Here is a 12699-nt window from a genome sequence, read left to right as displayed (position 1 = left end):
TCGATGCGCGGAATCGTTAATTCCGCTCGTGGTTCCGCCGTCCCCGACGGGAAAGCTCGTCGTACCGACCTTGCCGAATGGGTGGCCAGGAAGCCCGGGAGGGGTGATCATGAGAAGTCCAGAGCGCACTTCCCATGAGGAGGCACGGGTGGCCGAGACTCTGAAGAAGGGCAGCCGGGTAACCGGCGCCGCGCGCGACAAGCTCGCGGCAGACCTGAAGAAGAAGTACGACGGCGGTGCGAGCATCCGGGCGTTGGCCGAGGAGACCGGCCGTTCGTACGGCTTTGTGCACCGGATGCTCAGTGAGTCCGGAGTCACGCTGCGGGGACGCGGCGGGGCGACGCGAGGCAAGAAGGCCGCAGCCGGCTGACGGCTGCGGGCGGTTCACCGGCTCCGACGGTGGCCACCCGGTCGATCGACTGATCGACCGGGTGGTTACTGTGCAGTCACTTACGGACGCGAACGTGCGTCCGGACCGACCGCACACCACCATCGGAGGCCCCCATGGTTTCGCCCGGCAGTGAACTCGGCGGATCCGCACCGGTACTCGACAAGGACGGCGTACGCCTGACTGTCGACGAGGCCGTCGCCACGGTGACGCTGGCCAACCCGGCCAAGCGCAACGCCCAATCTCCCGCGCTGTGGAGGGCGTTGGCCGAGGCAGGCCAGATGTTGCCGGGCAGTGTCCGTGTCGTCGTGCTCCGCGGTGAGGGCAAGTCCTTCTCCGCGGGCCTCGACCGCCAGGCGTTCACGCCCGAGGGCTTCGACGGTGAGCCGTCATTCATCGATCTGGCGCGCGGTGACGACGGCGTCCTCGACGCGACGATCGCCGAGTACCAGGAGGCTTTCACCTGGTGGCGGCGCAGCGACATCGTGTCCGTCGCCGCCGTGCAGGGGCATGCCATCGGTGCGGGCTTCCAGCTCGCGCTCGCCTGTGACCTGCGGATCGTCGCCGACGACGTGCAGTTCGCCATGCGCGAGACCAGCCTGGGCCTGGTGCCCGACCTCACCGGCACGCACCCCCTCGTGGGACTTGTCGGCTACGCCCGCGCGCTGGAGATCTGCGCCACCGGGCGGTTCGTCCACGCGCCCGAGGCCGAGCGGGTGGGCCTGGCCAACCTCGTCGTGCCCGCGGACCAGCTCGACGCGTCCGTGAACGACCTGACCGCCGCGCTCCTGGCCGCGCCGCGCGACGCGGTCATCGAGACCAAGGCACTGCTCCAGGGCGTCGTCGGCCGTACGTACGAGGAGCAGCGCACCGCCGAGCGCGCCGCGCAGGGACGACGCCTGCGGGACCTGGCGGGGCTCGGCGACTGACGCCGTCACTCCACCCCGGTGACCAGGACGGCAACCGTTGGGTGGTCCGCCAGAGCGTCACCGACCGCCGTGCGGACCGCGAGCGCCACGTCGAGAGCGCGGTGCTCGCGGTCCGTCGCCAGCTCCACGCGCGCGTGGCGCCGCGGCAGGGCGGTGCCCGTCGCCGGCGGCTCGTCGAGGTGAACGGCCCGGCCGAAGCCGCCAAGGGCGCCCGTCAGCCGCCGTACGCCGGGCACCTCCAGGGCGGCGCTCGCCGCGCGGGCCTCGTCCCCGCTGCCCGGCGCCGCCTGCGCCCCGTCCTGCAGCGCCTCCTTGTCCACCGGGTCCACGGGCACCTCGCCGGGAGGCTGCCCCGCGTCCAGCAGCGTCGTCACGCTGAGATCCACCTCCTCGACCACCAGGCCGAGCCGCTCGCCGGCCGCCGCGAACAGCGCCGCCCGGAGCCGGGCCGCCGCCGCGGGAAGCGGCTCGGTGGGCTCGGCGGCGAACTCCGCCGTGATCCGCAGCGGGCCCGGCGGCAGCGCGCTCGGCGGTGACGGCACGGAGGACGCGTACGCCTTCGACGGATCGGCCAGCGCCACCCGCAGGCCGCCGAGCCGTACGCCGCTCACCCGTTCCGCCGCATGGCGCAGTACTTCGTTCGCACACGCCTCCGTCAGCCAGGAGCCGTCACCCGGGCCTCCCAGGGGGAGAACCCGGCCCAGGCCGAGCTGTCGCCGTACCGCCTCAGTCCATCCGTCACCGGTCATTGCCCCAGCCTGCCGCATCCCTGGCGCGCGCGGACGGAACCGCACTTAGTGTGGGCGAAGGAGTAGATCCCCTTTCGAAAGGGACACACGGCGATGACCGACACCGGACAGCGGAACCGGCCTCAGGAGACCCTCGCGAAGGAGTCCCCGGACGAGGCGCTGGGGAAGAGCAGTACGACCAAGAGGGGCGGCGGCGACCCCGCCACCCGGGGGCGCACCACCATCGCGGACGGCGTGGTCGAGAAGATCGCGGGGCTCGCGGCCCGCGACGTCGACGGCGTGCACGCGATGGGCGGCGGGCTCGCCAGGACCTTCGGGGCCGTACGCGACCGGGTGCCGGGCGGATCCGGCTCCAAGTCCGTGTCGCGCGGCGTGAAGGCCGAGGTCGGCGAGGTGCAGACGGCACTCGACCTGGAGATCGTCGTCGAGTACGGCGTCTCGATCGCCGACGTCACGCGCGACGTGCGCGAGAACGTCATCGGTGCGGTCGAGCGCATGACCGGGCTCGAAGTCGTCGAGGTCAACATCGCGGTCAGCGATGTGAAGCTCCCGGACGAGGAAGACGATGAGCCGCAAGGCCGCCTGCAGTAACCCTGTCGCTGGGAGCGCGAACTCAAGGAGCGCACGATGAGCATGGCCGTGATCGGCATGGTGGCCGGAATGGCACTCGGCTTCGCCGGGTACTTCGGCGGGTTCGGAGCGTTTCTGCTGGTGGCAGCCCTCGGCGCCATAGGGTTTGTCGCGGGCCGGTTCCTCGAGGGGGACCTGGAGCTCGGCGACTTCTTCCGTACCCGTGGCGACGACCGGCGGCGGTGAGCCGTGGCGGCAGAGGTCGCACCCGGGGAGCGCGGTGCGACCCGGATCGCCGATCGGGTCGTCGCGAAGATCGCGGCCCAGGCGGCACGTGAGGCGCTGACGGCGGTGCCCGCGGACGGCTCGCCGCCGCACGCGACCGTCACCGTGCGCCACGACGTCGCCCGCGTGCGGATCAGCGTCGAGCTGGACTACCCCTCGGACATCGGCGCGCAGTGCGGTGCGGTGCGTCGCCAAGTCGCCCAGCGGGTAAAGGCGTTGGCGGGGATGGAAGTGCCCGAGGTCGCCGTCCAGGTGGAGCGGCTGCACTCGGCACACAGGCACGCCGCGGCGCAGGGGAGGACGCGATGAGCGAGGCTCAAGGGCCCCCGGGCGCGGGAGGCGGTGGCGGCACCCAGCCGCTGCCCGTCGTCGAACGCACCGGGAGCGAACTCGACCAGTCGGCCTCCGCGGCGGCCTACGACCCGCCGCCCACGCTGGCCGACGAGACCAAAGCGACCCGCTTCTGGTCGGCGCGGCGCGTGCCCGCCGCCGTCCTCTCGCTGCTGCTCCTCGGCGGCGCGGGGCTTCTTCTGTACGACATCGCCGCCGTGCGGGCCGGGCACTCGGCCATGGGCTGGCGGCGCGACCTCGCCCGCGAACTCGCCGAGCGGCCCCTGGACGACACGGCGGTCCTCGTCGGCGCCGGGGTGGCGGCGGCCGCCGGGATCTGGCTGCTCGTGCTCGCCGTGACGCCCGGCCTCCGGGCGATCCTCGCGATGCGCCGCGGGGACGCGGACGTACGGGCGGGGCTGCACCGGGGCGCCGCCGCGATGGTGCTGCGGGACCGGGCGATGGACGTGTCCGGCGTGCAGTCGGTGCGGGTCCGCATGACGCGCTCCAAGGTGGACGTCCACGCGGTCTCGCACTTCCGTGAACTCGACGACGTACGAAGCGACTTGGACGCCACGCTGGCCGACGGCATCAGGGACCTGGGCCTGGCCCGCGGCCCCGGGCTCTCCGTCCGGGTGGCACGGCCTGGCAGGAAGGGCTGAGCGGCGATGCTGAAGACGGTCAACCGTGTGGTGCTCGGCCTCATCGGCCTGGTGCTGGTGCTCGGGGGCGGCTCGGTCCTCGCGGTCGGGCTCGGGGCGTCGCCGCCGTCGTGGTGGGTCCACGACGGGAAGCGTGACGTCCTGCTGAGCGACGCGGACCGCTCGCGCTGGCGCGACGAGGGCTGGTTCTGGCCCACCGTGATCGCCGTGCTCGCGGTCTGTCTGCTGCTCGCCCTGTGGTGGCTGGTGGCGCAGCTGCGGCGGCGGAGGCTGGCCGAGGTGCTCGTGGAGACCGGGGACGGCGAGGGCGCGCTGCTGCGCGGACGGGCCCTGGAGAGCGTGCTCGTGGGGGAGGCGGAGTCGCTGGAGGGCGTACAGCGGGCCGCGGTCGCCCTGACGGGCCGCCGCAACGCTCCGGACGCGCGGGTGTCCCTGCTCCTGGAGCCCCACGCGATGCCCGACGAGGCGCTGCACCGGCTCTCCGCGGAGGCGCTGGCGCACGCGCGGGACTCGGCGGGGCTCGCCCGGCTGCCCGCCGTGGTGCAGCTGCGGGCCGTGAAGCATCGGGCCGAGCGGGTCAGTTGAGGGCTCCGGTACGGGGCCGCGTAAGGCCCCGTACCGGTCGGAGACCCCGCGGCTAGAACCCGTGCCGCGCCCCGCCGTCCACCGGCAGCATGATCCCCGTCAGGTACGAAGCCGCGGGCGAGAGCAGGAAGGCCGCCGTCCGCCCGAACTCCTCCGGGGTCCCGTACCGCCGCAGCGGAATCCGCGACTCGTGGCCCGCCCGGGTCGCCTCGGGGTCCGCGGAGAGCCCGTCCAGCTGCCGCACGCGGTCGGTGTCGATACGGGACGGAAGCAGCCCCACCACACGGATGCCCCGGGGGCCGAGCTCGTCGGAGAGCGACTTCGCGAAGCCCGCGAGGCCGGGCCGCAGCCCGTTGGAGATGGTCAGGCCCGGAATCGGCTCGTGCACGGAGGCGGACAGCACGAAGCCGATGACACCCGCCTCGCCGAGCTCCGCCGCCGCGGTGCGCGCGAGCCGCACCGCACCGAGGAAGACGGACTCGAAGGCCGACTCCCACTGCTCGTCCGTGTTGTCGGCGACGAAACCGGGCGCCGGGCCACCGACGCTGATCAGCACGCCGTCGAAGCGGCCGAAGTGCTCACGCGCGGCGGCGATCAGCCGGCCCGCGACGGCCGGATCGGCGTTGTCCGCCGCGAGGCCACGGGCGTTGTCGCCGAGCTCGGCCGCCGCCTCGGCGACCGTCTTCTCGTCCCGGCCGGTGATCAGTACCTTCGCGCCGTCCGCGACCAGCGAGCGCGCGGCGGCGTTGCCCAGGCCACGGGTGGCGCCGGTGATGACGTAGACGCGGTCCTTCAGTCCAAGATCCATGGCCCTATTTTGCCGCCTCGCGCCGACGGTGTCTTAGGCGAGGGGGGGGACCGCTACACACCGGCGGGAGTGGCCTCCGGCGCCGGAGCCTGCGCGGCGGCCCTGCGGTCCCGCACCTCCCGGCGCACCAGGACCACCCAGCCGATGGGGACGCCCGTGCAGAACAGCCACCACTGGACCGCGTACGCCATGTGCGGGCCGATGTCGCCGTGCTCGGGCTCGCCGATCAGCTGGGGGGAGCCCCCGTCCCCGGAGGGCTCGGGCGAGGTCAGCTCGACGTAGCCGCCGAGCACCTCCTTGCCGAGGCTGTGGGCCTGCTGCCCGCTGCTGATCAGCATGATCTGACGGTCCGGCAGCCCCTGGACGTCCTTGATGCCGCTCTGCGCGGACGTCTCGTCGGCCATCAGGCGGCCGGTGACGGTGATCTCGCCCTTGGGCGCCGCGGGGATCTTCGGGAAGGCGGTCTGCGGTCCGTTCGCCGGGATCCAGCCCCGGTTGACCAGCAGGACCTTGCCGTCGTCGAGGACGAACGGGGTCAGGACGTGGAAGCCGATCTCCTCGTCGGAGTTCGTGCGGCGCCGCACGACGACCTCGTGCTCGGTGTCGAACGTCCCGTGCGCGCTCACCCGGCGGTAGCGCTCGGAGGGCTTCACGGAGTGGCCGGGCGAGGTCAGCCGCTCGGCCGGCACCGGATCGGCGTCCAGCGCCTCGGCGATCTCCGCGTTCTGCGCGACGCGGTGCTCGTGGCGGTGCAATTGCCAGAAGCCCAGCTCGATCATCGTGGGGATGAGGACGAGGCCGATGAGGGTGAGGATCACCCACTGCCGGGACAACAGGAAGCGGTACACGCCTTCGACGTTACCCGGCGCATATCGGCCCCCGGCGGGAGGGGTCCCGTCGGGGGCCGGCCCCCGGTGCGGCGGGGAGCACACAGCCGACTTGTACCGCCGGGGGGTGTACCGCGGATCACCCCCGCACGGGCGGGGAAAACGGACGGCCGCGGTGCCCCGCACAACGATCGCCTGAATGCCCGGTCACGTGTCGGGTCACACCCTGTCGACGATGCCCACCTGCCCCTCCGCCCGGGAGCAGTGCGCACCGCAGTACCACTTGCCCTCGGCCTCCACGCCCTGGCCGATGATCCGGCAGCGGCAGTGCTCACAGATGGGCGCCATGCGGTGAATGGCGCAGGAGAAGCAGTCGAAGACGTGCACCGCGCCTTGCGCGTGCACCTCGAACGACATGCCGTAGTCGTTTCCGCAGACCTCGCAACGTGCCATGCGCCACAGGGTGGGACGCGCGGCGCCCGCATGCGAGCAAGCAGGCGGGCGCCGGTCCGACAATCACCCGTCTGCCGTCCGCCGGGCGGCTCAGCCCTCCGCCGCCGGAGCGACGTCCTGGAGGAGCTGGCCGAAGGCCGCCTCGTCGATGACGGGCGTGCCGAAGGAGCGCGCCTTGACGGTCTTGGAGGTGCCCGAGTCCGGATCGTTCGTGACGAGCAGGCTGGTCAGGCGCGACACGCTCGTCGCGATGTGCAGCCCCGCCTCGACCGCGCGGTCCTCGAGCAGCTCGCGCTCGATGGAGGTGTCTCCGGAGAACGCGACGCGCATGCCCTGCTGGAGCGGTTTGCCCGTTTCGTACCGCCCCGGGTTGGGGTACGGGCAGGCGGGCCGCTTGCGTGAGGGGCGCCAACTCCCCGGTCCGTACGACGAGTACGAGGAGGCGGCGGAGCCCGGTCCCGTGGGCTGGCGGACGATGCGGGCCGCGCCGTCGGACCACTCGGTGAGCGGGCGGCACTCCAGGAGCGGCAGGCGCACCCCGCCGCTCGCGGCGGCCTTGAGGCTGGGCCGGAAGGCCTCGGCGAGCACGCGTGCGTCGTCGAGGGCGTTGTGCGCCTGGCGCTGCTCGACCCCGAAGTGCGCGGCGAGCGACTCCAGCTTGTGGTTGGGCAGCGGGAGCTGAAGCTCCTTGGAGAGGGCGATGGTGCACAGGCGCTGGCGCACGGGGGCGGTGAGTTCCGCGCGTGCGTACTCCCTGGCGATCATCGACCAGTCGAAGACGGCGTTGTGCGCGACCAGGACGCGGTCGGCGAGGCGCGCGGCGAACTCGTCGGCGATGTCCTTGAAGAGCGGGGCGTCGGCGAGGAGGTCGCTGGTGAGGCCGTGGATCCAGACGGGTCCGGGGTCGCGCTGGGGGTTGACCAGCGTGTACCAGTGGTCCTCCACCTCGCCCTGGGCGTCCACCCGGTAGACGGCAGCCGACACTATGCGGTCGTCGCGGGCGAGACCCGTGGTCTCGACGTCGACGACCGCGTACCCCGTTGGGTACGCGGCCGGCCAGGTGGCTGCGGACGCTGCGGTCGTCTGGTCTTCGAGCATGGTCCATGAGGATACGGGCCGCGACTGACAGTCAGGTCCCCGGTCCGGATCCCGTGTGCAGGAGTCCGGACACCAACGCCCTCACCGACAGGGTGAACAGGGCTTCCGGGTCGACCGGGCGGGCGAGCGCACGGGCGAGTGCCGGGTCCTCCTCCGCCGTCTGCGCGCCCCACAGCTCCTCCTCGCCGGGCCGTTGCACCGGCGCGCGCTCGCGGTTGCGTTCGACGAGGACGTGACCCACGACATGGACCTGGACGGCGCGTACGGCGTCGGCGGCGCGGGCGCCGCGCAGGCCCGCCGCGTGCACTTCGTGGACGAGGACCTGCTGGGCGGGCAGGAACATCCGCTCGGTGAGGCCGCGTTCGTGCACCATCGCGACGAGGTGCGGGTGGTCGCGCAGCTGCCGGCGCAGGGCGCGGGCCACGGAGACGATGCGCCGGGCGGGGGTCGTTCCGGAGGGGCGGATCTCGCGGAGGTCGGCGACGGTGCGTTCGACGAGCGCGTCCAGGAGCGACTCGCGGTTGCCCACGTGCCAGTAGATCGAGGTGACGGCGGTGCCGAGCTCGGCGGCCAGCTTGCGCATCGTCAGGCCCTGCGGGCCGTGCTGCTTCACGAGCCCGGCGGCGGCGACGAGCACCTGCTCCCGGTTCAGATGCGTACGCGTCTCTTCACTCTTCACGCCTCCTGTTGTAACTGTGTTACAGAACCGCCCGCAAGACCTCTTGTAGTCCTGACGAAGGGTGGTACGACATGGCACGCGTACGTTACGGAGCGCGCACCGAGGCGGAGATCGCCGCGGCGCGCACCGCGAGTTCGAAGCTGCCCGACATCTGGTCCACCGGTGTGGTGGCCGTCTGGGAGAGCGATCCGGACGCGGTGGCGGCCGTCCTGCCGCCCCCGCTCAAGCCCACGGACCGGCCCCTGGTGCGAGCCAACATCAGCAAGGTCGACCTGCCCGGCTATCCGCTCGGCGCGGGCTCGGTGGCCGTCGCCGCCGAGCACGCCGGGGTGCGGGGGTGGTATCCGCTGGTCATGCCGATGACCCATGAGCGGGCGCTGATCGGCGGGCGTGAGGTCTTCGGCGAGCCGAAGAAGCTGGGCGAGGTCGAGGTGGAGCGCGACGGCCTGGTGATCCGCGCGTGGCTGGCCCGGCACGGCATCGCGTTCGTGGAGGTGCGCGGCGCGGTCAGTGGCGCGCTGCCGCTTCCGGAGCCGGTCCAGAAGACGGACTTCTACTTCAAGTTCCTTCCCGCGGTGGACGGTTCGGGCTTCGAAGCCGATCCGGTGCTCGTGCACTGCGTGCGCAACGAGAAGGCCCGCAAGCTGGAGGGCATCACCGGGGACGTCGTCCTGCGCGAGTCGATGTACGACCCGGTCGCGGACCTCCCCGTACGCGCGGTGGTCGAGATCACCATCGGCGAGAAGACCACCGACCAGAAGGGCCGGGTGGCCGAGCGGGTCAGCGCGCAGGCGCTGCTGCCCTACATCCACCAGCGCTACGACGACCCGCAGCAGATCCTCGACGGCCCGCCCGAGGGGAGCGCCTGAGATGGAGCTGCGGGAGGGGCAGGTCGCCGTCGTCACGGGCGCGGCGAGCGGCATCGGCCTCGCCATGGCGCGGCGGTTCGCGGCGGGCGGCCTGAAGGTGGTGCTGGCGGACGTCGAGGAGGGCGCCCTGGAGAAGGCGGCGGCCGGGCTGCGCGAGGACGGGGCGAGCGTGCACGCGCGCGTGGTCGACGTCGGCTCGCGCGAGCAGGTCTTCGCGCTCGCCGAAGCGGCGTACGAGAAGTTCGGCGCCGTCCATGTGCTGTGCAACAACGCGGGGGTCGGCTCGGGCGCCGAGGGGCGCATGTGGGAGCACGAGCCGAACGACTGGAAGTGGGCCTTCGAGGTCAATGTGTGGGGTGTCTTCCACGGCATCCAGGCCTTCGTGCCCCGGATGATCGCGGGCGGCGAGCCGGGCCATGTCGTCAACACGTCCTCCGGTGACGGCGGCATCGCACCGCTGCCGACGGCGTCCGTGTACGCGGTCACGAAGGCGGCCGTCGTGACGATGACGGAGTCGCTGTACGCGCATCTCAAGGCGGAGCACGCGCGCGTGGGCGCTTCCGTGCTCTTTCCGGGTCCGCACATGCTGCGTACGGGGCTGTGGGAGTCGCACCGCAACCGGCCCGACCGGTATGCCAAGGCCCGGCCCCGCAAGACGCCTTACCGCAGCCTCGACCAGTGGGAGTCGGCGATGAAGGACGCCGGTCACGCGGTGGAGTTCACGCCGGTCGAGCAGGTCGCGGACTTCGTGGCGGAGGGGATCGCGGCCGACCGGTTCTGGCTGCTTCCGGAGAGCGAGCACAGCGACCGGCAGATCAAGGCCAGGTCGCGGTCGATGCTCGACCGCGCCAACCCGGCGTACTTGGAGAGCTTCATTCTGGACTGAAGGGCACGTGATGACCGACCAGGATCCCTACCTGATCATTTCCTCCGACTGCCATGCCGGGCTGCCCACCGAGGAGTACCGGCCCTATCTCGACAGCCGCTTCCACCGGGACTTCGACCAGTTCCTGGGGGAGCGCGACGCCCGCCGCGCGGAGGCGACCCGGCTCGGCATCCGCAACGACGCGTTCGCCGCCAAGTGGTTCCAGGACAACGAGGAGGGGCTGCGCGGCGGTTGGGAGACCTCGCAGCGCCTCAAGGAGCTGGACGGCGACGGGGTGGCCGCCGAGGTCGTCTTTCCCGACGCGGACGCCGTGGACAGCCAGACGGCCGCGCCCTTCGGGGTGGGCCTCGGTCTCTCCGGGGACCAGGACCCGGACCTCGGCATGGCGGGCGCGCAGGCGCACAACCGCTGGCTCGCCGAGTTCGTGTCCGAGCATCCCGAACGGCACTGCGGTGTGGCCCTGCTGCCCATCACCGGGGAGGTCGACCGTGTCGTGGCCGAGGTGCACCGGGCCAAGGAGTCCGGGCTCGGCGCGCTGATGATCCCCTCCATGTGGGTCGACAAGGCGCCCTACCACGACCGGCGTTACGACCCCGTGTGGGCGGCGGCGGCCGAGTGCGCGATGCCCGTGGTGACCCACTCCGGGGCGGCGCCCCGCCACGAGTACGGCGACCACTTGGGGATCTATGTCTCCGAGGTGACCTGGTGGCCCGCGCGCCCGCTGTGGTTCATGCTCTGGTCGGGCGTCTTCGAGCGCCATCCGGGGCTGAAGTTCGGTGTCGCGGAGTCCGGCTGCTGGTGGCTGCCGAACCTCCTGTGGTTCATGGACCGCCTCTACCTGGGTGCGCACGGCGGCAAGAAGCTCTCCCCGTTCGCGGAGCTCAAGCGGGCGCCGCACGAGTACCTGGACCGGCAGATCTTCATCTGCGCCACCAACACCAAGCGCCGTGAACTGGCCCAGCGCTACGAGATCGGCGTCGACAACATCCTGTGGGGCAGCGATTTCCCGCACCCCGAAGGCACCTGGCCAGACACGCGCGCGTGGCTGAAGAAGACTTTCCACGACATCCCAGTGGGGGAGTCCCGCCGGATGCTGGGCCTTGCGGCGGCGGAGGTGTTCGGCTTCGACACCGAGAAGCTGGCGCCGCTGGCCCGCCGGATCGGCCCGACACCGGCCGAACTCGGCCAGGAATCCGACCAGTCGGCCGTCGAGGCGTCCTGGGCGCGCTCGCGCGACGTGGGCCGCCACTGGCTGACGGACCACGACTTCCCGGTACTGGGGGCGGACGCATGAGTGCACGACGCATGACCGAAGAGCGCTACACCGTCATCTCGGCGGACTGCCACGCGGGCGCCGATCTCCTGGACTACAAGCCCTACTTGGAGTCGCGCCACCACGACGCGTTCGACGCCTGGGCGGCCACCTACGTCAATCCGTACGAGGACCTGCTCGCCGACACCGCCGACCGCAACTGGAACTCGGACCGCCGCCTCGCCGAGCTCGAACAGGACGGCATCGTCGCCGAGGTCGTCTTCCCGAACACCATCCCGCCCTTCTTCCCGACCGCCTCCCTGATGGCGCCCGCGCCCACACGGGAGGAGTTCGAGCAGCGCTGGGCCGGTCTGCGCGCCCACAACCGCTGGCTCGCCGACTTCTGCGCCGCGGCCGACGGCCGCAGGGCGGGCGTCTTCCAGATCCTCCTGAACGACGTGGACGAGGCCGTCAAGGAGATCCACTGGGCGGCCGACGCGGGCCTCAAGGGCGGCCTGCTGCTGCCCGGCACACCGCCGGGCAGTGGGCTGGCGGAGCTCTACTCGGCGACGTACGACCCGATCTGGGCGGCCTGCGCCGAGCGCGGGGTGCCGGTCAACCACCATGCGGGGTCGGCGTCGCCGCCCCTTGGCGAGGAACCGGCCGCGCGGGCCGTGTTCATGGTGGAGACGACGTGGTTCTCGCACCGGGCGCTGTGGCACCTGGTGTTCGGCGGTGCCTTCCGCCGCCACCCGGAGCTGCGGCTCGTGCTCACCGAGCAGGGGTCGGGCTGGATCCCGGGCGTGCTCGACATGCTGGACTACTACCACGGGCGCCTGGTCGCCGCGGCATCGAGGGCGGACACCGCCGAGTCGAAGTTCGGGGCGGGGCTCGCCGATTCGATGGGCAAGGGACCGTCCGAGGTGTGGCGCGAGAACTGCTTCGTCGGCGCGAGCTTCATGCGCCCGCACGAGGCGCGGATGCGGGACCGGATCGGCCTCGACAAGATCATGTGGGGGAGCGACTACCCGCACGACGAAGGCACGCACCCGTACTCGCGCGAAGGCCTGCGCATCGCCTACGCGGGACTGCCGAAGGACGAGATAGCGGCCATGGTCGGCGGCAACGCGGCCCGTGTCTACGGCTTCGACCTGGAGCGGCTCGACGCGGTCGCCGCGCGCGTGGGACCGACGGTCCAGGAACTGGACGAACCCCTCAAGGAGACGCCGGTCGGCGCGACGAGCCCGGTGTTCGCTCCGGGAGGGTCGGTACGCGTCTGGTGAGAGCGTGCCCCTGCCGACGGTGACGGCGTGCCCCTGCCGGAGTCGC

At 72.2% G+C, this 12699-nt stretch carries 17 protein-coding genes; 11 read left to right on the top strand and 6 right to left on the bottom strand.

What is annotated here, in order from left to right; genetic code table 11:
* Positions 1–148: 148 nt before the first annotated feature.
* Entirely contained in the window at positions 149–370 is a 222-nt protein-coding gene (locus tag ACZ6ZP_RS00295; protein WP_055550175.1) for a helix-turn-helix domain-containing protein, read from the top strand.
* Between the two features lie 134 nt (positions 371–504).
* A complete protein-coding gene (locus tag ACZ6ZP_RS00290; RefSeq protein ID WP_351161846.1) occupies positions 505–1317 on the top strand; it encodes an enoyl-CoA hydratase/isomerase family protein in 813 nt (270 codons plus the stop codon).
* Positions 1318–1322: 5 nt separating this feature from the next.
* On the opposite strand, the gene ACZ6ZP_RS00285 is transcribed toward ACZ6ZP_RS00290, so the two are convergent.
* Positions 1323–2066, bottom strand: coding sequence for a nucleopolyhedrovirus P10 family protein (locus tag ACZ6ZP_RS00285; RefSeq protein ID WP_469405082.1), 744 nt, complete (start codon positions 2064–2066; stop codon positions 1323–1325).
* A gap of 93 nt (positions 2067–2159) precedes the next feature.
* Here ACZ6ZP_RS00285 and ACZ6ZP_RS00280 point away from each other — a divergent pair, with 93 nt between their 5' ends.
* From ACZ6ZP_RS00280 to amaP, 5 genes are read left to right on the top strand one after another with little or no spacing between them, the layout of a single operon-like run.
* Complete coding sequence (locus ACZ6ZP_RS00280) at positions 2160–2657, top strand: Asp23/Gls24 family envelope stress response protein (protein WP_351161842.1); 498 nt, start codon at positions 2160–2162, stop codon at positions 2655–2657.
* A 36-nt stretch (positions 2658–2693) separates the two neighbouring features.
* The gene (locus ACZ6ZP_RS00275) at positions 2694–2882 is read left to right on the top strand and encodes a hypothetical protein (protein ID WP_249590721.1); all 189 of its coding nucleotides are present in this window, start codon (positions 2694–2696) and stop codon (positions 2880–2882) included.
* 3 nt (positions 2883–2885) lie between these two features.
* The gene (locus ACZ6ZP_RS00270) at positions 2886–3230 is read left to right on the top strand and encodes an Asp23/Gls24 family envelope stress response protein (protein WP_351161840.1); all 345 of its coding nucleotides are present in this window, start codon (positions 2886–2888) and stop codon (positions 3228–3230) included.
* On the top strand, positions 3227–3913 hold the full coding sequence (locus ACZ6ZP_RS00265; RefSeq protein ID WP_351161838.1) for a DUF6286 domain-containing protein: 687 nt from the start codon (positions 3227–3229) through the stop codon (positions 3911–3913). The genes ACZ6ZP_RS00270 and ACZ6ZP_RS00265 overlap by 4 nt, the downstream gene beginning before the upstream one ends.
* Before the next feature lie 6 nt (positions 3914–3919).
* A complete protein-coding gene (amaP, locus tag ACZ6ZP_RS00260; protein ID WP_351161836.1) occupies positions 3920–4498 on the top strand; it encodes an alkaline shock response membrane anchor protein AmaP in 579 nt (192 codons plus the stop codon).
* Positions 4499–4550: 52 nt separating this feature from the next.
* Here the strand turns inward: amaP and ACZ6ZP_RS00255 are convergent, their stop codons facing one another.
* From ACZ6ZP_RS00255 to ACZ6ZP_RS00235, 5 genes are all read right to left on the bottom strand, one after another.
* A complete protein-coding gene (locus ACZ6ZP_RS00255) occupies positions 4551–5306 on the bottom strand; it encodes an SDR family oxidoreductase (protein WP_351161834.1) in 756 nt (251 codons plus the stop codon).
* Positions 5307–5359: 53 nt separating this feature from the next.
* Positions 5360–6154, bottom strand: coding sequence for an SURF1 family cytochrome oxidase biogenesis protein (locus tag ACZ6ZP_RS00250; protein WP_361463461.1), 795 nt, complete (start codon positions 6152–6154; stop codon positions 5360–5362).
* A gap of 198 nt (positions 6155–6352) precedes the next feature.
* Positions 6353–6586 (bottom strand): hypothetical protein, encoded by a 234-nt coding sequence (locus tag ACZ6ZP_RS00245; protein ID WP_351161830.1) that lies wholly within the window; start codon positions 6584–6586, stop codon positions 6353–6355.
* 90 nt (positions 6587–6676) lie between these two features.
* The gene (locus tag ACZ6ZP_RS00240; protein ID WP_351161828.1) at positions 6677–7684 is read right to left on the bottom strand and encodes a DEDDh family exonuclease; all 1008 of its coding nucleotides are present in this window, start codon (positions 7682–7684) and stop codon (positions 6677–6679) included.
* A 31-nt stretch (positions 7685–7715) separates the two neighbouring features.
* Complete coding sequence (locus ACZ6ZP_RS00235; RefSeq protein WP_351161826.1) at positions 7716–8363, bottom strand: TetR/AcrR family transcriptional regulator; 648 nt, start codon at positions 8361–8363, stop codon at positions 7716–7718.
* 71 nt (positions 8364–8434) lie between these two features.
* On the opposite strand from ACZ6ZP_RS00235, the gene ACZ6ZP_RS00230 reads away from it, so the two are divergent.
* Genes ACZ6ZP_RS00230 through ACZ6ZP_RS00215 form a run of 4 tightly spaced genes read left to right on the top strand, consistent with a single transcriptional unit; the run spans position 8435 to position 12653 of the window.
* A complete protein-coding gene (locus ACZ6ZP_RS00230) occupies positions 8435–9232 on the top strand; it encodes an acetoacetate decarboxylase family protein (RefSeq protein ID WP_469405081.1) in 798 nt (265 codons plus the stop codon).
* 1 nt (position 9233) lies between these two features.
* Complete coding sequence (locus ACZ6ZP_RS00225; protein WP_366463350.1) at positions 9234–10118, top strand: SDR family NAD(P)-dependent oxidoreductase; 885 nt, start codon at positions 9234–9236, stop codon at positions 10116–10118.
* 10 nt (positions 10119–10128) lie between these two features.
* Entirely contained in the window at positions 10129–11412 is a 1284-nt protein-coding gene (locus tag ACZ6ZP_RS00220; RefSeq protein WP_469405080.1) for an amidohydrolase family protein, read from the top strand.
* An 11-nt stretch (positions 11413–11423) separates the two neighbouring features.
* Entirely contained in the window at positions 11424–12653 is a 1230-nt protein-coding gene (locus ACZ6ZP_RS00215; RefSeq protein ID WP_351162494.1) for an amidohydrolase family protein, read from the top strand.
* Positions 12654–12699: the final 46 nt, after the last annotated feature.

This window comes from Streptomyces sp. NPDC054047 (assembly GCF_055585065.1).
Note: the sequence above shows the minus strand (reverse complement) of the source record. Positions and strands in the feature narration are given on the sequence as shown.